This is a genomic window from Staphylococcus sp. Mo2-1 (assembly GCF_046721385.1).
Classification (GTDB): domain Bacteria; phylum Bacillota; class Bacilli; order Staphylococcales; family Staphylococcaceae; genus Staphylococcus; species Staphylococcus equorum_A.
The window spans coordinates 2,232,234-2,259,209 of sequence record NZ_JBEUUK010000001.1; the positions used below are offsets into that span (position 1 = coordinate 2,232,234).

A 26,976-nucleotide genomic window follows, 5' to 3' on the forward strand; every position below is an offset into this window, starting at 1 on the left:
AACTTGTTATAAATATATTTGCGCGAGTAATTCGATTGTACGACAGCGTTGCGCTATGTCTGGAATCAAGGGTACAACCATCACTTCGTCAGCATTAAATGTTTGAATCATTGTGTCTATTTGTTTTTTTGCACTTTCTTTTGTACCTACAATTATACGAGCACGGCTTTGAGTAATCAAACGTTCATCTCTTTCAGAACGTTGATACAATCTTGCAGTTTCGATAGAAGGCAGGTGCTCAAATTCGGCAAATTGTTGTTTACCTAATAGCCATACGTCTAACGCTTGTGCCAGTGCTTCGGCTTCTGATGCTGTATCAGCAACTGCAACAAATGTAGTGAGCATAACAGTAGGCTTCATATTTAATGCCGTAGGTTTAAAGGCTTCTCTATAAGCTTGCACACTACTTTCAGCTTTTTTAATTGCTTTTTCATTAGGTAATAAAAAAGTCCCTAGTGTGTAGCCTATGCCTTGACGTCCTGCCATTTGTGCTGATGATACACTCGTACTTAACAGCCACATTTGAGGCATCGTCGTCACACGAGGTTGTGCGAATACTTGTTTAAAACGTTGCTCTGGTTCATGCTCCGTTAGATAGTGTCGCACATCCGTAATAGACTGCTCGTAGTCTAAGAAATGTGTTTTCGTTTCATTCATAGCTTGTTTTACACTGGGTGTACCAGAATTATTACCGATACCTAAGTCTACACGGCCTGGGTAAAATGCTTCTAATAATCGAAAATTTTCTGCCACTTTAAACGGGCTGTAATGCGGTAACATTACTCCACCTGAACCGAGTCGAATTTGCTTCGTCTTTGCCAGTAATTGCATCATCAATAATTCTGGGCTGCTACATGCAAATGCTGGTACATTATGATGTTCCGTCATCCAAAAGCGCTTATAACCAAGATTGTCTGCTAATTGTGCTAAGCGTACTGTGTCTTGTAAGGCATCTTGTGCTGACTTGCCTTCATCTATCACAGCATAGTCTAAAATATTCAATTGAACCACGTGTGTGACCACCTCCACCGGTACTGACCTTATATACTTTATTTGGGCTTATCATGTAAGCACTTTCGCTTGAGTGTATATCGTAACTCCGTTATGCTAAATTCCATGTACAAAGCTTTGCACACGTTACTGCAAAACATGTTCCCCATTTTAAATTACCCTCACTCTCTAGGATAACTGATATAGAAAATTTTTGTTACATTTTGCTTGAAAAAATCACCATAATTTTTATTTAATTGACCACTATATCCTATTAGTGTTAATTTGAAATTACATATTACAACGAAGATAGAGGTTATAGTTATGAAAACTCATTATCAAGCATTATTCGAACCATTAACATTACCCAATGGCGTCGTCTTCAATAACCGTTTTGTGCTATCACCTATGACTACGAATTCCTCAACACAAGACGGTCATATTACCGAGCAAGACCTACTTTATGCACAACGTCGGGCACACGCTGCGCCCCTACAAGTAACAGGTGCAGCCTATATTGAACCTTATGGTCAATTATTTGAATATGGTTTTAGCATCACTGATGACAGTTGTATACCTGGTTTGAAAAAATTAGCAACTGCAATGAAAAAAAATGGCAATAAAGCCATTTTACAACTGACACATGCAGGCCGATTTTCAAATCAAGCCATCTTAAATTATGGACAAGTTTATGGCCCAAGCCCTATGTCTTTAAATGTCCCTATTCAACATGACGTTCTAGCTATGTCTGTAGATAAAATTACCTCTGTAACGCGTCAATATGCCGAGGCAACTTCTCGTGCTATACAAGCTGGCTTTGATGGTGTAGAAGTTTCAGCTGCCCAACGCTTACTTATACAAACATTTTTCTCTACTTTTTCTAACCAACGAACAGATCAATATGGAAATCAAAATTTGGAAAATCGTGCACGTATCGGGTTGGAAATACTAGGCGCTGTACAAGATGTCATTGATAAAGAAGCACCACCACAATTTATTTTAGGCTATCGCGCTACACCTGAGGAAACACGAGGTAGTGATGTCGGTTATACAATAGACGAATTCAACGAACATCTAGAGTGGGTATTAGATACAGCGAATGTGCAATATTTAGCAATCGCAAGTTGGGGACGTCAAATTTATCAAAATAAAGTCCGTTCTGACGGCAAGCACACAGGACAATATGTCAATGCTGTCGTCCATGATTACCTTGATGGTAGAATTCCTGTCATTGCTAGTGGTGGTATTAATTCACCTGAAAGTGCGCTCGATGCCTTACAACATGCAGATATGGTAGGGATGTCGTCTCCATTTGTGACAGAGCCAGATTTTGTCTTAAAATTACAAGAAGATCGTCCAGAGGATATTGATTTACATGTAACAATCGACGATATTGATGAACTCGCGATTCCATACGCAGCTTTTAAAGATATCGTTAAAATGATGGACTACGGCGAAGGGTTAAAAAAAGAAACCCGTGACGAGTTACGTAAGCTTGAAACAAACTATGATCAAGTAGATTATAAAGCAATAGAAAAAGATTAATTTAAAATACTGACAAACTGAGCAGATAAAACAGCTTTGTTTGTCTTTTTTATATCACGTGATTGCTTTGTAAAAATGAATTAATATCTCAAAATATGTAAAAAGCATTGGACCGTATCATGTCCAATGCTTTCTTGTTAGGTTTTATGTGAATTTAACCATTTTGTTTGGCAAATGCTTGGCCAATTGCATTTAATTTATGTGGTGCATCATGTACTGCCATCTTCACTTCAACTAGGTGCATCATGTCTGGTTGTGCCTCTATTTCGAAGAATGTATTTTGTAGTGTCTCACTTGTTGTCACATCGTGTACGATGACTTCATCTTTCCCACCGAAGACTGTTGGTAATAATTTATAATCCCACATTTTAATATCATTGTATGGCTCATTTTCTCCGTGAATTTTACGTTCAACTGTATAACCATCATTATTAATAACAAAAATAATCGGTTTGATTTGCGCTCTGATCATCGAAGACATTTCTTGTACTGTTAATTGTAGAGATCCATCTCCAATTAACAATAAATTTCTGCGCTGTGTATTTGCCATTTGTGTGCCCAGTGTCGTCGGTAGTGTATAGCCGATTGAACCCCATAAAGGCTGTCCTATAAATGTATTGTTACTATATAACGCTAAATCATAAGCACCAAAGAATGATGTGCCTTGTTCAGCTAATATCACGTCATCTTGCTTAATAAAATCTTGCATCATTTTAAAATAAGTTGCTTGAGATAAAGGATCTCCATTCAAATCGTATTGGTTTTCCTCAGGACGTTGAAATTGAGGGAACGTTGTGTCATTAACGTAATTAATTGTATTTAAGCCATCCAATAAATCGATCAGTGCGACTCCCATATCTTTCGTTTCATTCATTTTGAAATGACGATGATTAATCATAACGACATCATCAATATCAAATTGATATGAATATCCTGCAGTTGCTGAATCTGTTAATTTCGCTCCAATATTCAAAATTGCATCACTTTGATCCACGTAATTTCTAATATCTTCTTCTGCTAATGAGCCATCATAAATACCCATGTAATATGGATTTTCCTCATTAAAAGCACCTTTGCCTAGTGATAGTTGTGCTACAGGAATATGCGTTTGATTCACAAATTGCTCAAGCTTTTCATGTAAATCAAAACTATTAATCTCGTGGCCGGTAATTATGACTGGTTTATCTGCACTTTGTAACTTTTCTTTAATCATGTTCACATACTTAGCAACATCCATCTCCTGATGTTGCGGCAATTCAAACGGTTGGTCTACTTCAATTTCTACGCTTGCTACGTCAATTGGTAAATGTATATGCACTGGACGTTTTTCAGTTAGTGTTGCTTCAATTACTCTAGGTATTTCTACTAGGGCATTTTCAGGCGTAAGATACGCTTGTGTCGTTGTAATCGGCTCATACATTTTTCTATAGTCATCAAAATTCCCTTCTCCTAAGGAATGATGGACATATTTCCCTGCATTTTCTACTGCTCTTGTAGGCGCACCGGTAATTTGAATAACCGGAACACGTTCAGCATATGCGCCAGCAATACCGTTAACAGCACTGAGTTCTCCTACACCAAATGTTGTTACCATTGCGCTCATCCCTTTTAAGCGCGCATAGCCATCAGCCGCATAACTAGCATTTAATTCATTTGTGTTACCAACCCACTCTATGTCATCACGACGAATAATATCATCTAGAAAAGTAAGGTTAAAGTCACCTGGCACACCAAACACTTTATCAACGCCAACAGCACTGATACAGTCCATTAAATATTGTCCTATACGTTTTTTCATTCATCATTTCCCCTTTTTTATCCATCTCTATTACACTACAAACTTAACTTAATTAAGATGAAAGGTCAATGATGTTGACTTTATTTTTCGCTATTTTTTATATGTTAATTCTAACTGATGAATCATATGTGTCAGCATTTCATTATTCGGCGTCGCCACACCACAGGCTTTACCGTATGTAACAATTTGTCCATTTAAATAATCTATTTCTGTTAGACGCCCTTTATATAAATCTTGATGCATCGATGGATAATGTAAGCCTTGTGATTCAATTGGATAAGCGACTTCAATTTTGTTAATTAAATTTTCAAAATTGAGTTCTAATCCACGGGCTTTTGCTACAGCTACAATTTCTTCAATAATAGGAATAACCATTTGTCGTGCTTGTTCATATTGTGAAAATTGGTTTATTGTTTTATCTAAAATCGTACATAATGGATTCAATACACTGTTCAATGTAGCTTTTGACCATATAGATTCAAAGACGTTGTCACTGATCGTAGAATTTAATTTTGCATTATTAAAAATTGTATTTATCGCTTCTGTACGATAGTCTTCGCCACCGTCTGCACGTTGCAGTTCTATTGTTCCTGTACCTTCTAATAGTATTTGTCCAGGGCCTCTTAATCCTGCTGTCCACATCGTGACTGCTAAAAATATTTGTGATTTCGGTATAATTTTGGCAAAACGTTCTTCATGTCCTAAGCCATTCATCATTGTTAATACCGCCGTCGTTTCTTTAATCGCATTAGCTTCATTCAACGCCTCGATCATTGCTTCTGAATCCATCGCTTTGGTTAAAATGATAATCAAATCATATTGTTCATCGATTTGTTCTGGCAACTGCGCTTTGATATTAATATGATATGTTTCATTTTCTGTTTGTATATTCAAGCCATGTTGCTGAATATTCGTAATGTGTTCTGTCCAATAATCTATTAAAGTTACATCATATCCTGCTTCGGCAATTTGCGTTCCAACACGACCACCCATTGCTCCGGCCCCTGCAATTGCTATCTTAACCATATAATCATCCTCTTCTTTATTTCATAATAGTAATTCAACAAGTTAATTACACCATTTGTGGTTAGAAAATGTTTAATATTTAAATGGCATAAAGTGATTTTTATAATTTAGTCTTTCTTATTCTCGTCTTTTAAATATTTCACTTCTTGGAATCCTGTACGATAAGAAGCAAATTCTTCCATTATCGCATACCAATCATTGCCTACTTTTTTCTGTATATCTTGAAATAAATCATTTTGCGTTTTATTAAGTTCTTGTACTAATTTTTTTCCTTTTTCTGTGGGGTACAAAGCTTTAATACGTTTATCCGCTTCAGTGGGTTGTTCAGTGATATATGCCTCATCTTTTAATTTTTTCAACGTTGCATGACTGCCTTGTTTAGAAATCTCTAAACTTTTCAATAAATCTTTTATTGTAATTCCAGGTACTTTTTCGATAAAAAACAAGAACCTATGATGTTGTCTATTTAAGCCATATGCTTCAATAATTTCATCTGCTGTATTTATAAACGTTTTGTAAGCAAAATAAAATAACAAATTCTCATAATCATTATTATTACCTTCCATTATTCACATTCCTTTTTTGTAATTTTTAGCGCATCAGTGGGGGGTTACTAATTAATGTATTGATAACACTTCAGTCGAACTCTACAAGTGCTTTAAATGTGGCTCCAATAATCCGGAAAGCTCTCCTACTAAAGTATCTATATCACATGGTTTTGATTCTTCAATCCACCATATAATAATGCCTACTACAGCAGAGGATAAAAACTGGGCAGTAATTTCACTGTTTTGTTTATTTATGGTGTCGCGCATTTTCTTTGATAATGTTTGCTTAAGCATATTAAGATCTGACTTTTTAACCAAAGTTTTCAAAATATCGTACTGATCGTCAATCACGTACATGACTTCACGCAACGTTTCTTTATTATCTCCTGATTCTGCAAGATAAATATTGCATTTATCAACTGCTGCGCCCAAAATATAATCAATTGCATGATCTAAAATGTCGTACTTATCTATAAAATTCAAATAAATCGTACCTCTATTTATATTGGAATGTTGAGCAATATCATTCATTGATATTTTATCAAAGTCTTTTTCTCTAATCAGTTCAACAAAGCTACGAATAATAAGTTTTTGGGATTTTTCTTTTCGTTTATCCATTTTAACTCCTTTTAATATCAACAATTTTCAATATTTGTTCATTAAACATCAACAAGGTTGTATTGTTCATTGAGTTTAAATCTTATTGATGATAACTTCAAGTTATTAAACAATTGTTCAATAACTAAATTGGAGTGATAATGATATGAAAATTTTAATATATGGTGCGGGTGTACAGGGGCAATTTTTAGCTCACGCACTAAATACCAAAGATAATGACATTACAATGTTTGCACGTGGAAAAACTTTAGAGCACTTGAATCAAAAAGGTTTGAAACTTAAGCATTCATTGCAAAGAAAAACGACAAATGAACATATAACAACGACAAGCACACTTTCAAAAGATGATATATATGACGTTATTTTTGTAACTATGAAATATTCAGATTTTTACAATGTCGTACCAACATTAGCTCAAAACAAAAGTGAAAACATTATTTTCATTGGAAATAACATGGATCCTAAATTACTACAAAGCACATTGACACAACAGAGTAATCACCTTAAGCATATCACTTTCGGCTTTTTAATGACTGGTGGTTCAAGAGAAGCAAGCCATACTAATATTTTAAGATTTAATGCTCGGAGAGCTCAAAGTAGGAAACATGCATGGAGAAATTACGTTCTCAGACAAACTAAATTCAATATTTAAAAATGCGAAAATCAAACTAACTTATGAGCAGAACTTTGAAGATTGGTTGATGTCACACGCTGCTTTAGTCTTACCTTTAAACATGTTATTTATTCTAAAACAAAACCAAGACACTAGTGCGCATACGATAACCAAAGAAACGATAGCTGCTTTTACTGAACTACATCAATTGTTAGAACACAAAGGCCATACTATAAAACCAAAAGCACAGTCTGTTATATTTAAAAATTTCAAAGGATTATCCAATATAGTATTAAAAACAGTTATGAACATTGGCCTCATCAATCAAACACAAGGTTCTTTTAAAGAGCTTGAAGCACTTTATAACGATGTTAAAGCACTCAATCAAAATACAGCACTAACTACAAGTCATCTAGATGCTCTATTTGAAGCAAGCAAATCCGTCAGTTAAAACGACTCAATTCATTGCAGTTAAAAAGGAGTGGGTATACGAAATCAAAATTTAATTTCGTATACCCACTCCCACTATGCTGACTAGATGATAGGTTCGTTCTTTAATTTAGGTTATTTTATTTCAATTGTACGTTTCTTTAGAAATGAAGCATATCCTAAAATCACGTAAATCACAGTCACGATTGCAAATATCACTTCAAATATCATTACAAAATACAACACACTTTGTACTTTATGAGGTAAAGATTCAATTTCAAGTAAGTTATAGAGTGATGTCGCTGTTGTCACCCACGGGAAGGTTAATGCTGAGAATGAAAATCTAAAATTCAATTTATATAATTTCGGTATAAATGTTAATGAGTATATAAATATGAGTTGAGAGATAATCAACATCGTTATAATGTAAAACATTTGTGTATGTACTACACTTAATAAATAACCGTTTAAACAAAGTGAAGTCTGGTGCTCGCTATGATGATTGTCATAGGAAATTGATTTTCGTTATATAATCGCCATGTCTTTTTAAACAGTACGATACATATTAATACTAAAAAGCATAGCGTCGCTATATACACGATCAATTCCCCAAAGAATGGTGAAAAATCTTCAGCAGTTTCTGAAATAACGCCAATTCCCACAAATGTAACAAACCAACTGGTACTCGGAACGATACGTTCATTTTCATGTAAATAAATATGGTAATAAATAAATAACCCAATAATAACAAACTGCAGTATCACAACGAACCACCACAACCAAATTATGATTCCCCAGGTAATATTCAGTTGGTGGTATAAGATATAAAGTAATGTCAGAAACGTCATTGTAAACGTGGGAAAAGTCGCACATATATTACGGTCAGATAATTCTTTCAATACAATGCTAGGAAATTGTATACATTTTAGTATAAATAATCCAACCACAATAACACTAATAATTAAAAATATTGTAGCTAAAACATTCCTATCCATAATGTACAAAAGATTACTTAATGCTGAAATACCCAATGCTAAGCCACAAATAGCAGTCGGTATTACACTTATAAATTTTCGAAACATATCATTTATTAATCCTTTTTATTTATATTTGAATATTACATACATAATAACTATACTATTTTATCGAATTCCAAGCGTTACATCTGTTTATATTGCTTTGAAAATCGATATGATCCATCTCATTTATCAAATGAATTTTAACACTAATATGTGACAGATAATACCTCACTGAGAATAATCTTTTTTTATATAAACAAGCAGCCCACTGTTATTAATTATAGACTGCTTTACATTATTTTCATTACAGTTGTATATTAATCTTCAATAATGTCTAATCCATCTTTACGTAATTGTGCTAACCCTTTTAACATTTGTTCAATATCATGATTCGAGTGTCGTTCCCATGTAGCTAATTTTGCTACAATTCTCAAAGGTTCCTTCGAGCGATATGAGCGAGTTGGATTACCAGGAAATTTTTTATCTGTGACATTAGGATCATTTTCAAATGGCCCAATAGGTTCAATAATATAAATGTATTCTTGTGCCGGTTCGTCAGCTAATGCGACCGAAAGTTCTGCCCCCCACTTAGCTGTGTCTAGAGCGCCAGTAAAATAAATATGGTTCATTTTACGGTTTTGATAATTAGAAATTCGCTGTGTTTGTAGTAAATCACCTATTTGTAATTCAGCCTTTGTCCCATGAAAAAATGGTCCTTGATCCAACACTTCTTTTTGTTCTACCATTGTTCAACACTCCTTCTTCATCTAAGCTATTCACCAGTATAAACTGCTAAACAATAAAGAAGTAGTCTATAATAATATTATTATTTAATGTATAATTAAGACAAAGGACCTCTGATTTTAAATTATATTGATAAAAAGAAGTGGAAGGAAATCAAAATTCGACATTTGATTTCCTCTACCCACCTCACAAGTACGATTCTATAATCTTTCTAAATGAATCATTTCATCTGCTTTGTCTGTAAAAATGCCATCAACGCCCCAATTCGCTAATTGATTTGCACGCAATTGCTTATTTACTGTCCACACATTTAACACATATCCAGCATTTTTGATTTTTTTAACACGTGCTTGCGTCAATTTAGCATCTTCAATATTCACTATTTTCGAACCACAATAATCTAATAGCGTTCTCCAATCATCACCAAAAGCTGCAGATTTAAATATGACAGCTCTCTCATAGTCTGGCATGAACTGCTCTGCTAATTTCACTAAAACCAAATTAAAGCTTGATATCAATACTTTTAATTCCACATCTAAATCTTTTAATTTATCTGCAACTTGTTTAATCATACTTTCTGACAGTACTGTGCCATTCGGACCTGTAACGCCCTTCAATTCAATATTCAAGTTCATATTATAGGCATTTGCCAATTCAATTACTTCATCAAACGTAGGTAGTTTTTCTGCTTCAAATTCTGTTCCAAACCAGCTACCTGCTGATGTATCTTTGATGTCGTCATAATTTAATTGTGTCACTTCTCCTACCATATTCGTTGTTCTATCTAAAAAATCATCATGAATTAAAATCAACTGTTCATCTTTGGTAATCGCTACATCTAACTCAATCCATTTTAATCCAGGCGTATTTCCAGCTTCTTTATAAGATGCGAGCGTATTTTCTGGCGCTTTACTTGGTAAACCTCTATGTCCATAAACAGTAAACATACCATCATCCTCTTCAATTTAAATTTAATGCAATTATGATATGGTCTCAAAGATATTTCAAATATTCTTTATTAATTCTGCATATTAATATAAAAAAACGCCCTTGAATTCTATAACAGAATTTCAAGAACGTTTTATTTTATCATCTTAATTTATGCTTTTGAGTTTACGTATGAAGTTGGGTCTACTGAATAACCGTTACCAATTCCGCCTTCCATGCGTTGGAAGTGTAAATGTGGTGCAGTAGAGTTACCAGTGCTACCTGATTCACCGATTTGTTGTCCTTCTTTAACTTGGTCACCTTTTTGAACGTTTAATGAATTCATGTGCATATACCATTGATAGTTGTCACTATTTTGTTCTTGGATTGTAACTTGGTTTCCGCCACCATAATTACTCCAACCACTTTGTACAACAGTACCATCTGCTAATGAATATACTGGCGTGTTTTCATCCATTGCATAGTCGACACCGTAATGTGCCCCGCCACCATGATATTGACCATATGGTTGCATTTGACTATTACTTGTTAACCAATTTGATGAACTTGTGCTGTTATTATTGTTTGATGATGTATTATTGTTTGAAGCTTCTGATGTGTTCGTGCTGTTATTGTTGTTTGAAGCTTCTGATGAAGGTGCCGCTTCTTGTTGCGTAGCTTGTCCTTCATTAGAACTATTTGTGTTTGTTGATTCTGTAGCAGGTGTATTTGTTGTGTTCTCTACGTTATTTGACGTTGCATTTTGTTTCACATCTTCAACACCATTACCGTCATTGCGTGTATAACTACTTTCATAGTTTTCGTTTGATGATGTATTATTTTGTGTATAAGATGCGTTGTCGTTAGTTGTTGTGCTTTGTTCTTGTGATGAAGTTTGAGCAGAAACTTCATTATTAGAACTTTGTGGTGCTTCTTGTGATTGCGTTGGTGCTTCATTTACATCGTAGCCACTCTGTTGAACAGCTTCATGACTTTTATCAGCACTATAGTTGTTATCATTATATGCATTTGTTGCATTCGTATTTGTTGAGTTTGTGCCTTGATCATTCATAGGGAAATAGTAATAATGGTAATTTCCTTCTTCATCAATTAAATAGAAATAATATTGTTGTTGATCAAACATTGATTGATCCCAGTTTCCATCTAATGTATGGTGATAATTCCCACTATTATCTTCATCAATATAACCATATTCAAAGATATCATTTGTAGATTGGTTACTTGAATATTGCGTACCTGATTGATTATTCTCTGATGCTTCTGCGTCTGACTGTGCTATGCCCACTGCTCCCAATGACAATGTAGCAATTGTTGCTGTAACGATTTTTTTCATAATTAATAAATCCTCCCAAAATTTTTCCTTAGCTAACAATAGCAAAGAAATTATATTAAGAGAATAGCAGAAACTGATTTTTAATTTTTTGGTAATTGATTTGAGACACCTGTAATTATTTTGAAAATTCTATCTATAATATATATTAAAATATGCTTGGTATAAATTTTAAACATAACCACTTCTCAATGACATAAAAAATTATAGCATTACACCTTTTAAAAGAACTAATGCCTTTTTTATATTATTTGTTACGTGATACTATAGATATATTAAGAATGAAGGGGGCATATAATGGAGGATTTGAAAAACAGCTATGTAAATAGAGGTTCAAAAGCATATATTAAAATTATCGTTGCGCTTTTCATTTCAGGATTCACTATTTTTTCAATACTATATAGCGTTCAACCATTGATCCCCCATTTCACACAATCATTTAATGTGAGTGAAACTGTTGCAAGTTTGGCATTGTCGGTCGCAACCTTGACATTAGCTTTTGCTATGTTATTTTTTGGTGCAATATCAGAAGTAATTGGACGTAAACCTATTATGATTTTTTCTGTAATTTCGGTGTCATTATTAGCACTAGTGCAACCCTTTATTACAGATTTCAATACCTTCTTAATTGTTAGGCTTATACAAGGTATCTGTTTAGCAGGCTTACCCTCTATAGCCATGGCATATATCGGTGAAGAAATTTCTGCGCATAGTTTACCCGAGGCAATGGGTATTTATATAAGTGGCAATGCCTTTGGTGGTGCGTTTGGTAGAATATTCACTGGATTTATTTCAAGTATTTATGGTTATCAAGTCGGCTTATTCTCCATTGCAGTTATTAGTGTTGTCGCGACAATATTATTTGCTTTCTTACTACCAGCATCTCGACATTTTGAGAAGCAACGTTTTTCTGTTAAAGCTTTAGTATTGAGCTATAGTCAACATTTGAAAAACATTCGTTTACTAAAACCTTTTATGATTGGATTTCTATTATTAGGCTGTAACATCGCTGCTTTTAACTATATTGGCTTTGTGTTGGCGGCTAAACCTTATCAATTGCATGACAGTATTATTAGCTTTGTTTACTTATTATTCTTAATTGGTATGATATCTTCTATATTAAATGCAAAATTACGTACTAAATTAGGTACATTAAATGCCTTAAAATTTAGCATCTTACTATTAATCGTTGGTATTTGGATTACACTTTTACCTTTTTTAGTTTTTAAAATACTCGGATTGGCATTCAGTGTTTATGCATTTTTCAGTGGTCACGCGATAGCAAGTGGTGTAGTTGCAAGTCGTGCTGAACATCATAAAGCGCAAGCATCTAGTTTATATTTATTATTTTATTACATGGGTTCATCTATTGGGGGTACATTAGCAGGTATCTTCTATGGGTTGATACAATGGCCAGGTGTTGTATTTATGATCACAGCTTTCATGCTTATTGCATTCATTATTTCATTAACAATCAAACAAAAAACGACTTAAAAATCTTAAAATCAAGATTTTTAAGTCGTTTCTTTATACTTCTTCACCATTTTCGTCCAAGTTTATGAATGTTATTCCATAGGTGTCATTTGTGCTTCAAATTCATCAAGGAGTATCCGAACCTCATCCGTTGTACTTGTGCTCATTAACTGATGTCTCAGTTCACTTGCTCCTTTGATACCGCGTACGTATACTTTAAAGAATCTGCGTAATGGTTTAAACTGACGCGTTTCTTCTTTTGTATATTTGTCGAATAGGTCAAGATGAAGTCTTAACAGCCCTAAAAGCTCTTCACTCGTATGTTCTCTCGGTTCTTTTTCAAATGCATGCGGGTTTTGGAAAATCCCACGTCCAATCATTACACCGTCAATACCATACTTCTCTGCCAGTTCAAGGCCTGTTTTTCTATCCGGTATATCTCCATTAATCGTTAACAATGTCTCTGGTGCAATTTCATCACGAACCTTTTTAATTTCTCCAATTAATTCCCAATGCGCATCTACTTTACTCATCTCTTTGCGCGTCCGAAGGTGAATCGACAGGTTCGCAATATCCTGTTCGAACACATGTGTCAGCCAGTCTCTCCACTCATCAATATCAGAATAGCCAAGTCGAGTTTTAACACTTACTGGCAGACCTCCTGCTTTAGCCGCCTGAATAATTTCAGCTGCAGTTTCAGGACGTTGAATTAGACCTGAACCTTTACCTTTCGTTGCAACGTTCGGCACTGGACAGCCCATATTTAAATCTATGCCTTTAAAGCCCATTTCTGCCATACCGATACTCATTTCACGGAAGTGCTCTGGCTTATCTCCCCAAATATGAGCGACAATAGGCTGTTCATCTTCAGTAAATGTTAAGCGTCCGCGTACACTGTGTACACCTTCAGGGTGGCAAAAGCTTTCTGTATTTGTAAACTCAGTGAAGAAAACGTCAGGTCTGCCTGCTTCACTGACAACATGACGAAAAACAACATCTGTAACATCTTCCATTGGTGCCAAAACAAAAAATGGACGCGGTAATTCACGCCAAAAATTTTCTTTCATATATATTTAAACCTTCTTATCTATTATTATCTCGAATTTTTATCCATGACGATATTACCACAAAAAGTCAATTTACACAAAAGTATTATGACTGCTAAAAAGCCTGCATAGAGTGCTTCTACACGTGTATATAACTCTTCTAACTTTTTTATTTCTTTAAACCAGTTTTCTCTTTTGAATATATCATTTAATTTCTGACTCTATAACTATACATACTGCTTAATAGTCCAACGCAAAGTATAGTCGCCGCAAAAATTAATGCTGCATTATAATTTCCTGATTCACCAATTAATACACCAGAAAGTGCTTGGTGCAATCATTTGTCCCAAACTGTAAATAACAGTTAATGAAGCAACTAAATTTATTTTACTATTACTTTGAAACATTAACGTTTGTGCTTTAGACATAAACAATGTCGTTAAACCAAGAAACGTAGCACCAAATAAAATAGAACTTATCACTAAACTCGTCATGCTTTCTGAAAAAACAGGCAATATCACGGCAATAATTTGTAAAATAAATGCTAAATTAGTTGCTTTACCGTGTCCTAATTTTTCAGCCATCATAGACCATAAAATCGTAGATGGAATAGCTCCCAACCCTACAAACATCCAACTTAACGCCGCATAATCTGCAAACTCAGGTATAGATTTAACGATTGCTACTAAGAATGTTCCTGTAATTATGTAACCCGCACCTTCACAAAAATACGCTATTGAAAATCCCCAAATAAATTTTTTATTCAACTTAACTTTTGGTTTATCTTCTTTTTCATTTAAGTTTTGTGTTTCATTTTCAATATTTGAATTTTGACGCATACCAAAAATTACAAAACTTCCCATAACTAAAGCAAAAATACCAAGTAAAACCCACGTTGTCTTCCAATTATTTTCTGTAGTGAATAAAAATATAAATATACTACTTGTGAAAATGCCTAGACCCACACCACTATAAAGCATACCTGAGATACGACCTTTGTTCGCTGCTCTCAATGCTTCGAGGGCCACATTTGAGGCTAAGACAAAAACGGTTCCACTCGTGATACCTGCAATTAAACGAAAAATAATCCACAGTGTAAAATTATCAAACAGTCCCATCAATATTGTTGAAACTATATTGATCAGTAAGTAAACTTTCAAATCTGTAACCTTGCTAAATACAACTATCCATATAGGAATAATTGCTCCAATTAAATAACCTAAGTAATTAATAGTTGCCAGTAATCCTGCGCTCTGATTATCCATATGTCCCGTTTGTTGCATAAATGGCATAATAGGTGTGTATGCAAAACGACCAATTGCCATCACAATAAACAAACAAATCATCCCTAATACGAGTTGCCGATAAGCTTTTTGCATTTTCCCACACCCTTCCTTAGTAATTATTCCATTATACGCCTAAGCTATATTTTTAGAAATGGCATATCATTAATAAGTTATATAGTAAAAATAAGACGGAAGCTCTATCTAAAGAGCATTCCGTCTTATTGATTTTGTAATACTATAATATCTTTCTCATTATAATATTAATTTTTATTGGTGATCTTCTTTATTTTTTCGACGTCTTCCAATTAATAAGAACGCACCAATCATAGCTAATAATGAACTTAATAATCCATTGGCTTGGTTCTCACTTTCACCCGTGTCAGGTAATTTATCTACCTTTTTATTATCTGAGTTACCAAGTTTATTTTTGTCATTATTCAGATTTGAAATAATACCTTTCTTATCTTTAATTTGTAAAACATCGCCTTTCGAACCTTCTGCTGTTTCAGCTTTATCGTTAATTGAAGTATTCGAAAGTTTGTTGCTACTATTTATATTTCTATTTAATTTTCCATCTTTCGCTTTATTTCCATTCAAACCTAATTTATTGCTTGAATCATAATTATTGCTAGTATTATCGTGAACATTCGATTGGTTAGAGGTTGAATTACTATTGCTACTCACGATAATTGTTGTTCTAGATGTATTGCCTTTCTTATCAATCGCTGACACTTGTATTTTATCCCCAGGTTTTACATTGACATTAGTAGGTATATTAATTACGTATTTGCCTTGATTATCGACTGTACCTGTAACTGTACTTCCATCTGGAAACTTCACTGTGATTGTTGAGCCTGGTTCGCCCGTTCCTGTTACTTTCATGTCTCCACTCGTTACCTCATTCACCGTTGGAGCTACAGGTGCTGTCGTATCTTTAACAGTCAATCTTGTTTCTGGTGATACATTACCCGATGGATCTGTTGAGGTGATAACTAACTCTTCGTTGCCATTCAATTGCTTATCAGCTGGTAAATTGATCACGTAATTTCCTTGATTATCGACTGTGCCTGTTAATGTGCTTCCATCTGGGAATTTAACTGTGATTATTGATCCTGGTTCGCCTGTTCCTGTTACTTGCGTGCCATCACTTGTCACTTCATTCACCGTTGGGGCTACAGGTGCTGTCGTATCTTTAACCGTTAATCGCGTTTCTGACGATACGTTTCCTGATGAGTCAGTAGCCGTAACAATTAACTCTTTGTTGCCATTCAATTGCTTATCAGCTGGTAAATCAATAACGTAATTTCCTTGGTCATCTACTGTACCTGTTAACACACTTCCATCTGGGAACTTCACTGTTATTGTGGAGCCTGGTTCGCCTGTTCCTGTTACTTGTGTACCTTCACTTGTCACTTCATTCACCGTTGGTGCTTGCCGGTGCTGTCGTATCTTTAACAGTCAATCGCATTTCTGACGATATGTTTCTTGATCCATCTGTTGATGTAACTACCAATTCTTCGTTCCCTACTAAATCTACGTTTGTTGGGATATCTATTGCGTAGTTTCCTTGATTATCTGCTGTTCCCGTTACTACACTTCCATCTGGGAATTTAACTGTAATTGTTGAGCCTGGTTCGCCTGTTCCTGTTACTTTCATGTCTCCACTCGTTACTTCATTCACCGTCGGTGTTGCCGGTGCCGTCACATCAGTAACAGTCAATCTTGTTTCCGGTGATACATTGCCCGCACCATCTGTTGATGTAACTATCAATTCTTCGTTCCCTACTAAATCTACGTTCGTTGGAACATCTATTGCGTAGTTGCCTTGACTGTCTGCTCTGCCTGTTGCCACGCTTCCATCTGGGAATTGGATCGTAATCGTTGAGCCTGGTTCACTTGTTCCCGTAACTTGTGTGCCTTCACTTGTAACTTCATTTACCATTGGTGCTACCGGTGCCGTCGCATCTGTAACTGTTAATCTTGTTTCTGCTGATACATTGCCAGAAACATCTGTTGATGTAACTACCAATTCTTCGTTGCCTACTAAATCTACGTTTGTCGGAATATCTATTGCGTAGTTTCCTTGATTATCTGCTGTTCCCGTTACTACACTTCCATCTGGGAATTGAACCGTAATCGTTGAGCCTGGTTCACTTGTTCCCCTAACTTGTGTGCCTTCACTTGTCACTTCATTCACCGTTGGTGCTACCGGTGCCGTCACATCAGTAACAGTCAATCTTGTTTCCGGTGATACATTGCCAGAAACATCTGTCGATGTCACTATGAGTTCTTCATTACCTACTAAGTCCACGTTTGTTGGGATATCTATTGCGTAGTTACCTTGATTGTCTGCTGTGCCTGTTGCCACACTTCCATCTGGGAATTGAACTGTGATTGTTGAGCCTGGTTCACCTGTCCCTGTCACTTGCGTGCCTTCACTTGTAACTTCATTCACCGTTGGTGCTACAGGTGCTGTCGCATCTGTGACTGTTAATCTTGTTTCTGCTGATACATTGCCAGAAACATCTGTTGATGTGATAACTAACTCTTCGTTGCCATTCAATTGCTTATCTAATGGTAAATCGATCGCGTAATTTCCTTGATTATCGACTGTACCCGTTGCCACACTTCCGTCTGGGAATTTAACTGTGATTGTTGATCCTGGTTCGCCTGTTCCTGTCACTTGCGTACCTTCACTTGTAACTTCATTCACCATCGGTGCGTTTGGTACTGTCGTATCTTTAACAGTCAATCTTGTTTCTGACGATACGTTTCCTGATCCATCTGTTGATGTGATAACCAAATCTTCGTTACCATTTAATTGCTTATCTAATGGTAAATCTATCACGTAATTTCCTTGATCATCTACTGTACCTGTTGCCACACTTCCGTCTGGAAATTTAACTGTGATTGTTGATCCTGGTTCGCCTGTTCCTGTGACTTGCGTACTTTCACTTGTCACTTCATTCACCATCGGTGCTACAGGCGCTGTCGTATCTTTAACCGTTAATCTTATTTCTGGCGATACGTTACCTGATGCGTCTGTTGATGTGATAACTAACTCTTCGTTACCTGTCAAATCTACATTGGTTGGAATATCAATTGCGTAGTTTCCTTGATTATCGACTGTTCCTGTAACCACACTTCCATCTGGGAATTGAACTGTAATTGTTGATCCTGGTTCACCTGTTCCTGTGACTTGCGTGCCTTCACTTGTCACTTCATTCACCGTTGGTGCATTTGGTGCTGTCGCATCTTTAATAGTCAATCTTGTTTCTGAAGATACATTTCCTGATCCATCTGTTGATGTGATAACTAACTCTTCGTTGCCATTCAATTGCTTATCTAATGGTAAATCGATCGCGTAATTTCCTTGTTTATCGACTGTACCCGTTGCCACACTTCCGTCTGGGAATTTAACTGTGATTGTTGATCCTGGTTCGCCTGTTCCTGTGACTTGCGTGCCTTCACTTGTCACTTCATTCACCGTTGGTGCATTTGGTGCTGTCGCATCTTTAATAGTCAATCTTGTTTCTGAAGATACATTTCCTGATCCATCTGTTGATGTGATAACTAACTCTTCGTTGCCATTCAATTGCTTATCTAATGGTAAATCGATCGCGTAATTTCCTTGTTTATCGACTGTACCCGTTGCCACACTTCCGTCTGGGAATTTAACTGTGATTGTTGATCCTGGTTCGCCTGTTCCTGTTACTTGCGTACCTTCACTTGTAACTTCATTCACCATCGGTGCGTTTGGTACTGTCGTATCTTTAACAGTCAATCTTGTTTCTGACGATACGTTTCCTGATCCATCTGTTGATGTGATAACCAAATCTTCGTTACCATTTAATTGCTTATCTAATGGTAAATCTATCACGTAATTTCCTTGATCATCTACTGTACCTGTTGCCACACTTCCGTCTGGGAATTTAACTGTGATTGTTGATCCTGGTTCGCCTGTTCCTGTGACTTGCGTACTTTCACTTGTCACTTCATTCACCATCGGTGCGTTTGGTACTGTCGTATCTTTAACAGTCAATCTTGTTTCTGACGATACGTTTCCTGATCCATCTGTTGATGTGATAACCAAATCTTCGTTACCATTTAATTGCTTATCTAATGGTAAATCTATCACGTAATTTCCTTGATCATCTACTGTACCTGTTGCCACACTTCCGTCTGGGAATTTAACTGTGATTGTTGATCCTGGTTCGCCTGTTCCTGTGACTTGCGTACTTTCACTTGTTACTTCATTCACCATCGGTGCTACAGGCGCTGTCGTATCTTTAACCGTTAATCGTGTTTCTGGCGATACGTTACCTGATGCGTCTGTTGATGTGATAACTAACTCTTCGTTACCTGTCAAATCTACATTGGTTGGAATATCTATTGCGTAGTTGCCTTGATTATCGACTGTTCCTGTAACCACACTTCCATCTGGGAATTGAACTGTAATTGTTGATCCTGGTTCACCTGTTCCTGTGACTTGCGTGCCTTCACTTGTCACTTCATTCACCGTTGGTGCATTTGGTACTGTCGCATCTTTAACCGTTAATCGTGTTTCTGCTGATACATTGCCAGAAACATCTGTTGATGTGACAACTAACTCTTCGTTGCCTACTAAATCTACGTTTGTTGGGATATCTATTGCGTAGTTGCCTTGATTATCTGCTGTTCCCGTTACTACACTTCCATCCGGGAATTTAACCGTAATCGTTGAATTTGGTTCGCCTGTTCCCGTTACTTGCGTACTTACACTTGTAACTTCATTCACCATCGGTGCGTTTGGTACTGTCGCATCTTTAACTGTTAATCGTGTTTCTGACGATACGTTTCCTGATCCATCAGTAGCCGTAACTACTAACTCTTCATTGCCTACTAAATCTATGTTTGCTAGGATATCTATTGCATAGTTGCCTTGATTATCGACTGTACCTGTAACTGTACTTCCATCTGGGAATTGAACTGTAATCGTCGATCCTGCTTCACCTGTTCCTGTTACTTGTGTACCTTCACTTGTAACTTCATTCACCGTTGGTGTTGCCGGTGCCGTCACATCTGTAACAGTCATTCTTGTTTCTGGTGATACGTTTCCTGATCCATCTGTTGATGTGACAACTAACTCTTCGTTTCCATTCAATTGCTTATCTAATGGTAAATCAATCGCGTAATTTCCTTGGTCATCTACTGAACCTGTTAACACACTTCCATCTGGGAATTTAACTGTGATTGTTGAGCCTAGTTCGCCTGTTCCTGTTACTTGCGTACCTTCACTTGTCACTTCATTCACCGTTGGTGCGTCTGGTGCTGTCGTATCTTTAACCGTTAACCTTGTTTCTGGCGATACGTTTCCTGATGCATCTGTTGATGTGATAACCAAGTCTTCGTTTCCATTCAATTGCTTATCTAATGGTAAATCAATCACGTAATTTCCTTGATCATCTACTTTACCTGTTAACACACTTCCATCTGGGAATTTAACCGTAATTGTTGAACCTGCTTCACCTGTTCCCGTAATTTGTGTACCTTCGCTTGTAACCTCATCCACCATCGGTGCGTTTGGTACTGTTGTATCTTCAACAGTTAATCTTGTTTCTGAAGATACATTTCCTGATTCATCAGTAGCCGTAACTACTAACTCTTCATTGCCTACTAAATCTACATTTGTCGGAATATCAATTACGTAGTTGCCTTGATTATCGACTGTACCTGTAACTGTACTTCCATCTGGGAATTGAACTGTAATCGTCGATCCTGCTTCACCTGTTCCACTTACTTGCGTGCCTTCACTTGTTACTTCATTCACCGTTGGTGTTACTGGTGCGGTCACATCTGTAACAGTTAATCGTGTTTCTGACGATACATTGCCCACACTATCTGTTGATGTGATAACCAAATCTTCATTGCCATTCAATTCCTTATCTACTGGTAAATCGATTACGTAATTCCCTTGATTATCGACTGTTCCTGTAACTCTACTTCCATCTGGGAATTGAACTATAATCGTCGATCCTGCTTCACCTGTTCCTGTTACTTGTGTGCGGTCACATCTGTAACAGTTAATCGTGTTTCTGACGATACATTGCCCACACTATCTGTTGATGTAACTACCAATTCTTCGTTCCCTACTAAATCTAAGTTTGTCGGGATATCTATTACGTAGTTTCCTTGATTATCCACCACACCAGTTACAACACTTCCGTCTGGGAACTTCACTGTAATTGTTGAATTTGGTTCACCTGTTCCACTTACTTGCGTGCCTTCACTTGTAACTTCATTTACCATTGGTGCGTTTGGTGCTGTCGCATCTGTGACTGTTAGTCTTGTTTCCGGTGATACATTGCCCGCACCATCTGTTGATGTCACTACGAGCTCTTCATTGCCTACTAAATCTACGTTTGTTGGAACATCAATCACGTAATTCCCTTGATTATCTGCTGTACCTGTTGCCACACTTCCATCTGGGAATTTAACTGTAATTGTTGATCCTGGTTCACCTGTTCCTGTGACTTGCGTGCCTTCACTTGTAACTTCATTCACCATCGGTTCTACCGGCGCCGTCACATCAGTAACAGTCAATCGTGTTTCTGGCGATACATTTCCTGATGGATCTGTTGATATGATAACTAACTCTTCGTTTCCATTTATTTGCTTGTCTACTGGTAAATCAATCACGTAATTTCCTTGATCATCTACTTTACCTGTTAATACACTTCCATCTGGGAATTGAACCGTAATCGTTGAGCTTGGTTCGCCTGTTCCACTTACTTGCGTGCCTTCACTTGTGACTTCATTCACCGTTGGAGTTACTGGTGCCGTTACGTCTGTAACTGTTAGTCTTGTTTCTGGCGATACATTGCCTGATGCGTCTGTTGATGTGATAACTAACTCTTCGTTTCCATTCAATTGCTTATCTAATGGTAAATCGATCGCGTAATTCCCTTGATTATCGACTGTACCTGTAACTGTACTTCCATCTGGGAATTGAACTGTAATTGTTGAGCCTGCTTCGCCTGTTCCACTTACTTGTGTGACCTCACTTGTTACTTCATTCACCGTTGGTGCGTTTGGTGCTGTCGCATCTGTGACTGTTAGTCTTGTTTCTGCTGATACATTGCCCGCACCATCTGTTGATGTAACTACCAATTCTTCGTTGCCTACTAAATCTAGGTTTGTCGGAACATCGATTGCGTAATTGCCTTGATTATCTGCTGTGCCTGTTGCCACACTTCCATCTGGGAATTGAACTGTAATTGTTGAACCTGCTTCACCTGTTCCTGTTACTTGTGTACCTTCGCTTGTAACCTCATTCACCATTGGGGCTGTAGGTACTGTTGTATCTTTAACTGTTAATCTTGTTTCTGACGATACGTTTCCTGATCCATCAGTAGCCGTAACTACTAACTCTTCATTGCCTACTAAATCTATGTTTGTCGGGATATCTATTACATAGTTGCCTTGATTATCGACTGTACCTGTAACTGTACTTCCATCTGGGAATTGAACTGTAATCGTCGATCCTGCTTCACCTGTTCCTGTTACTTGTGTACCTTCACTTGTAACTTCATTTACCGTTGGGGCTACTGGCGCTGTCGCATCTGTAACTGTTAATCTTGTTTCTGGTGATACGTTTCCTGATCCATCTGTTGATGTGATAACCAACTCTTCATTGCCATTCAATTGCTTATCTAATGGTAAATCGATCATGTAATTTCCTTGATTATCGACTGTACCAGTTGCCACACTTCCATCTGGGAATTTAACCGTAATCGTTGAGCCTGGTTCACCTGTTCCCGTAACTTGCGTACCTTCACTTGTAACTTCATTCACCGTTGGTGCGTCTGGTGCTGTCGCATCTGTAACTGTTAATCTTGTTTTTGGTGATACGTTTCCTGATCCATCTGTTGATGTGATAACCAACCCTTCATTGCCATTCAATTGCTTATCTAATGGTAAATCGATCATGTAATTTCCTTGATTATCGACTGTACCAGTTGCCACACTTCCATCCGGAAACTTCACTGTAATTGTTGAATTTGCTTCACCTGTTCCACTTACTTGCGTGCCTTCACTTGTAACCTCATCCACCGTTGGTGCGTCTGGTGCCGTCACATCAGTAACAGTCAATCTTGTTTCCGGTGATACATTGCCGAGCACCATCTGTTGATGTAACTAACAATTCTTCGTTCCCTACTAAATCTACGTTCGTTGGAACATCGATTGCGTAGTTGCCTTGACTATCTGCTGTGCCTGTTGCCACACTTCCATCTGGGAATTGAACTGTAATCGTCGATCCTGCTTCACCTGTTCCCGTAATTTGTGTTCCTTCGCTTGTTACTTCATTCACCGTTGGTGCGTTTGGTGCTGTCGCATCTGTGACTGTTAGTCTTGTTTCTGCTGATACATTGCCCGCACCATCTGTTGATGTGACAACTAACTCTTCATTTCCTACTAAATCTACGTTCGTTGGAACATCGATTGCGTAGTTGCCTTGATTATCTACTGTGCCTGTTGCCACACTTCCATCTGGGAATTGAACTGTAATCGTCGATCCTGCTTCACCTGTTCCTGTTACTTGTGTACCTTCACTTGTGACTTCATTCACCACTGGTGCGTTTGGTGCTGTTATATCTGTCACAGTTACTGGATCTGATGCATAGCTCGTTTTTCCATTCTTTGTAGCAGTAGCAGTCAAAATTGTTCCGCCTTTAAGTGGTTGGGTCAACTGCAATGTTTTCGTTGTCTCGCTGTTTCCTAACACCACTTTTCCAATAACCTTGTTATTATTATCTTTGACCACAATAGTAGATCCTCCAACACCATTGACTTGAAGGCTTGTACTTTGATCGTTAACCGGGGCAATACTTGGTTTTAATAATGATTTTATATCAATTACCTTAAATGTATTTACCTCATCATTTCGATAGTTAGGTGAGTCTATAGCCACCTTATAAGTACCAGGCGTTAATTTCGATACGTTTAATCTAAATGTACCGTTACTATTCACCGTACCTTGACTTACTACCGTGCCATTTGCGTTCAAAATTTTCACTTTTTGATTTGCTGCATATTGATCTAATGGGACATCACCGTTAATGATGGTATCCTCTGTCGTGATATCATTTACAATAGGTTTGCCTACTAATGGAGAGGTCTGATATCTTAAAACTTCGTCTCCATCATTTTTACCATCTCTATCTGTATCACCATTAAATGGGTCAGAATGAGATTTATGAATTTCAAAATTATCCGTCAAACCATCTTTATCTATATCTTGAATGTAGTACGTTGAAGAACCAAAAGTATTAGCGATCATTCCTCCATTTCTATCTGTTAAGTATCCATTAAATGCAAAGTCTTCTTTTACTCGGGTTGTACTAGGTATTAAATTACCGTTCGCATCATAAGAAGCACCCCTAGTTAATATATTATTAGGGCTTTGATTATATACAAGTACAATTCTAATACCTACAGTTTCTGGTAATGAATTATTAAATTCTATGAGTTGATTTAAGTCAGTATCTGTAATAGTACCTCTACCATTTGCATCAACTGCAAGCGTTGCTACTCTATTTCCTTTATAATATTTCTTATCAAAACCACTTACACCATTAAAATCTAATTTATGTAATTCTATTGAAGAAATATATGGTAATAAAGCTGGATCAATTTGATAATGGTATGCCCATTGTTTATTTAACCCAAGATCAAGTATTTTTCCACCATAGTTAAATATTCCATTCTTTAATATTTGATGATCTATGATTGCACCACCGAAATTACCGATTGTAGAATCAAATTGTACTGTTCCACTACTTGCTTTAAATGCATTATTGGCATTATTAGATTGTGATGGGGTAATGTTATTTATTTCTGTATCTGATGGTGTTAAAAAATAACCACTGGTTTCTGAGGTTTGTATTTTTTTATTTTCAAAATCGTCTTTCACATATATTAGATAATTTAACTTATCTTTTTTATTTTTCATACTGTTCAAGATATTTTTAACGGTAGTGTCAAGTTCCATACGTCCTCCAGTGGCTGTATATTGCGATAATATTTCTGCACCACCAAATAAACCACCATTTGCTCTAATGAAATTAACTTGCCAAATGTTAGTCAATTTACCTTGCTTATTAGATAATCTAACTAACTCTACTGGTGATGTACTACCAACAGGATTAACAGTAATTCTTGTCACATGGTTAGCTATCACTGGGTCTAGTTGTAAATTTATTTTATATCTATCTCCAGAATTTGCCCCAGTCAAATAACTATGGATTTCAAATGGAATCGTTTTACCGTTTAAAACTTCGTTACTTGTTAATATACTAGGATCAAAAATCAAGGTTTGGAATGTATAGTTATCTGAGTAATCTAATGTTTCCAAAGAACTATCTTCTGTCATTGCTCTGGGTGATTTTTTTCTGATTATGACTGAACGAGTTCTTCTCACTTTAGCAACATTATTATTGGATTCATTTGTATTCAGCGCTCTCGCTCTTGCTCTTTCACTTCCACTTCTATCTGCGGCAGTGTTCGCATTAGCTGAATTAGTATTTTCTCTTTGTGTATTTACTTCATCTTTTGCTTTTATTTTATTACTAGTATTATTTGCTATATAACTATTAACATCTCTTGTTTGTTTAGATTGTGCCTCGCTTTGGTTTATTGTAGTTTCCTCTGCTACATCACTTGTTTGTCTATCCTCGTAATTTGGAGATGTGTCATCAACATTATTAACTTTTTTATTTTCGTTTTTTATAATTTCACTATTTTCTTTGTTTTCTTTTTCAATTACATTAGTTTCTTTTTCACCATTTGCTTTATTATCAGCTTTTAGTTTATTCTCGATTTTTACAATTTCACTATTCTCTTCATTAGTTTTATTAGATTTTGACGCCGCATTTTCTTTTTCAATTACATTCGTCGCGTTGTTATTATTCTCTTTATTGTCAGTAACTTTACTTTCATTAGTATTTACAGCTACTTCTGGTTCTTTATTGCTAGTGTCAATTTCATTTGTGTTATTTGCTGTTGGCTTACTTTGAACAATACTTTGCTCTGAAGCACTATGACTTGCTTTTAAATTGTCCTTCTGAATATCATGGCTTTCTGAAAAGTCATTGACTGGCTCTTGTTTGTTGCTATTTGCTTTTTCTGTATTAACTAAGTGGTTATCATCTTCATTCACATTAGTACTGAGTGCTTTGGAATCTTTTGGAAGATCGTTTTCTGCTGCATTCGCATCGTTAGATAATCCGAATACTAATACGCTTCCTACTAATAATGACGCTGTGCCAACTGAAAGTTTTCTAATAGAATATTTATTCTTTCTATTGGGTGTTAAATCATGATTGTTTTTCATTATTTTCCTCCATTATTCTTAGTCGATAATACAATATCACAATTGTATTATTTTTTTAAGAGTTTTATATGGATTTAAATATAAAAATTAAGTTAGAAAATTATTTATTAGGTTCACGAAAATATACAATTGGAAATAATTTTAGTAACAACAAAAAAACTATCACGCATTAGCGCAATAGTTTTAAATTTC

Annotated in this window: 19 protein-coding genes and 1 pseudogene; 4 read left to right on the forward strand and 16 right to left on the reverse strand. The window is 36.3% G+C overall.

The annotated features are described in order from the left end of the window. Positions 1-6: 6 nt before the first annotated feature. Positions 7-1,011, reverse strand: coding sequence for an LLM class flavin-dependent oxidoreductase (locus ABLV95_RS11365; protein ID WP_069816515.1), 1,005 nt, complete (start codon positions 1,009-1,011; stop codon positions 7-9). A gap of 303 nt (positions 1,012-1,314) precedes the next feature. Here ABLV95_RS11365 and ABLV95_RS11370 point away from each other — a divergent pair, with 303 nt between their 5' ends. Further along, positions 1,315-2,535, forward strand: a complete 1,221-nt coding sequence (locus tag ABLV95_RS11370; RefSeq protein WP_460872105.1) for an NADH-dependent flavin oxidoreductase — start codon at positions 1,315-1,317, stop codon at positions 2,533-2,535. Between the two features lie 154 nt (positions 2,536-2,689). Here the strand turns inward: ABLV95_RS11370 and ABLV95_RS11375 are convergent, their stop codons facing one another. From ABLV95_RS11375 to ABLV95_RS11390, 4 genes are all read right to left on the reverse strand, one after another. After that, a complete protein-coding gene (locus ABLV95_RS11375; protein WP_460875724.1) occupies positions 2,690-4,333 on the reverse strand; it encodes an alpha-keto acid decarboxylase family protein in 1,644 nt (547 codons plus the stop codon). Between the two features lie 90 nt (positions 4,334-4,423). Then, complete coding sequence (locus ABLV95_RS11380; RefSeq protein ID WP_460872107.1) at positions 4,424-5,359, reverse strand: ketopantoate reductase family protein; 936 nt, start codon at positions 5,357-5,359, stop codon at positions 4,424-4,426. Positions 5,360-5,466: 107 nt separating this feature from the next. Continuing rightward, the gene (locus ABLV95_RS11385; protein ID WP_069816508.1) at positions 5,467-5,925 is read right to left on the reverse strand and encodes a MarR family winged helix-turn-helix transcriptional regulator; all 459 of its coding nucleotides are present in this window, start codon (positions 5,923-5,925) and stop codon (positions 5,467-5,469) included. A gap of 81 nt (positions 5,926-6,006) precedes the next feature. Next, the gene (locus ABLV95_RS11390) at positions 6,007-6,525 is read right to left on the reverse strand and encodes a TetR/AcrR family transcriptional regulator (RefSeq protein ID WP_427706023.1); all 519 of its coding nucleotides are present in this window, start codon (positions 6,523-6,525) and stop codon (positions 6,007-6,009) included. A gap of 145 nt (positions 6,526-6,670) precedes the next feature. Here ABLV95_RS11390 and ABLV95_RS11395 point away from each other — a divergent pair, with 145 nt between their 5' ends. Continuing rightward, positions 6,671-7,177 (forward strand): ketopantoate reductase family protein, encoded by a 507-nt coding sequence (locus tag ABLV95_RS11395; protein ID WP_460872108.1) that lies wholly within the window; start codon positions 6,671-6,673, stop codon positions 7,175-7,177. After that, positions 7,131-7,589, forward strand: coding sequence for a hypothetical protein (locus tag ABLV95_RS11400; RefSeq protein WP_460875726.1), 459 nt, complete (start codon positions 7,131-7,133; stop codon positions 7,587-7,589). The genes ABLV95_RS11395 and ABLV95_RS11400 overlap by 47 nt, the downstream gene beginning before the upstream one ends. A 113-nt stretch (positions 7,590-7,702) precedes the next feature. On the opposite strand, the gene ABLV95_RS11405 is transcribed toward ABLV95_RS11400, so the two are convergent. From ABLV95_RS11405 to ABLV95_RS11425, 5 genes are all read right to left on the reverse strand, one after another. Continuing rightward, a complete protein-coding gene (locus ABLV95_RS11405) occupies positions 7,703-8,002 on the reverse strand; it encodes a hypothetical protein (protein WP_460875728.1) in 300 nt (99 codons plus the stop codon). Positions 8,003-8,034: 32 nt separating this feature from the next. After that, positions 8,035-8,649 carry a hypothetical protein gene (locus ABLV95_RS11410; RefSeq protein ID WP_460875730.1) on the reverse strand — a complete coding sequence of 205 codons (615 nt, stop codon included), beginning with the start codon at positions 8,647-8,649 and terminating at the stop codon, positions 8,035-8,037. 254 nt (positions 8,650-8,903) lie between these two features. Continuing rightward, positions 8,904-9,332 (reverse strand): NAD(+)--rifampin ADP-ribosyltransferase, encoded by a 429-nt coding sequence (gene arr / locus ABLV95_RS11415; RefSeq protein ID WP_460872111.1) that lies wholly within the window; start codon positions 9,330-9,332, stop codon positions 8,904-8,906. Positions 9,333-9,530: 198 nt separating this feature from the next. Further along, complete coding sequence (locus ABLV95_RS11420; RefSeq protein ID WP_427706015.1) at positions 9,531-10,277, reverse strand: glycerophosphodiester phosphodiesterase family protein; 747 nt, start codon at positions 10,275-10,277, stop codon at positions 9,531-9,533. Positions 10,278-10,429: 152 nt separating this feature from the next. Beyond that, a complete protein-coding gene (locus ABLV95_RS11425) occupies positions 10,430-11,611 on the reverse strand; it encodes a M23 family metallopeptidase (protein WP_460875732.1) in 1,182 nt (393 codons plus the stop codon). Between the two features lie 294 nt (positions 11,612-11,905). Between ABLV95_RS11425 and ABLV95_RS11430 the strand changes: the two genes are divergently transcribed. Beyond that, positions 11,906-13,102, forward strand: coding sequence for an MFS transporter (locus ABLV95_RS11430; RefSeq protein WP_460875734.1), 1,197 nt, complete (start codon positions 11,906-11,908; stop codon positions 13,100-13,102). A 71-nt stretch (positions 13,103-13,173) separates the two neighbouring features. Here ABLV95_RS11430 and ABLV95_RS11435 read toward each other — a convergent pair whose 3' ends face one another. The 6 genes and pseudogenes from ABLV95_RS11435 to ABLV95_RS11460 all read right to left on the reverse strand — a co-directional run bounded on the left by ABLV95_RS11435 (position 13,174) and on the right by ABLV95_RS11460 (position 26,784). Further along, complete coding sequence (locus ABLV95_RS11435; protein WP_427706009.1) at positions 13,174-14,148, reverse strand: tRNA dihydrouridine synthase; 975 nt, start codon at positions 14,146-14,148, stop codon at positions 13,174-13,176. Positions 14,149-14,335: 187 nt separating this feature from the next. Continuing rightward, positions 14,336-15,506, reverse strand: a pseudogene (locus ABLV95_RS11440) (YbfB/YjiJ family MFS transporter). 174 nt (positions 15,507-15,680) lie between these two features. Continuing rightward, positions 15,681-16,835 (reverse strand): Ig-like domain-containing protein, encoded by a 1,155-nt coding sequence (locus tag ABLV95_RS11445; RefSeq protein WP_460872112.1) that lies wholly within the window; start codon positions 16,833-16,835, stop codon positions 15,681-15,683. Then, positions 16,828-21,495: an Ig-like domain-containing protein gene (locus tag ABLV95_RS11450; RefSeq protein ID WP_460876755.1), complete on the reverse strand. Its 4,668-nt coding sequence runs from the start codon at positions 21,493-21,495 to the stop codon at positions 16,828-16,830. Before ABLV95_RS11450 ends, ABLV95_RS11445 begins: the two co-directional genes overlap by 8 nt. After that, positions 21,447-23,573 carry an Ig-like domain-containing protein gene (locus ABLV95_RS11455; RefSeq protein WP_460875736.1) on the reverse strand — a complete coding sequence of 709 codons (2,127 nt, stop codon included), beginning with the start codon at positions 23,571-23,573 and terminating at the stop codon, positions 21,447-21,449. The genes ABLV95_RS11450 and ABLV95_RS11455 overlap by 49 nt, the downstream gene beginning before the upstream one ends. Next, a complete protein-coding gene (locus tag ABLV95_RS11460; protein WP_460875738.1) occupies positions 23,530-26,784 on the reverse strand; it encodes an Ig-like domain-containing protein in 3,255 nt (1,084 codons plus the stop codon). The genes ABLV95_RS11455 and ABLV95_RS11460 overlap by 44 nt, the downstream gene beginning before the upstream one ends. Positions 26,785-26,976: the final 192 nt, after the last annotated feature.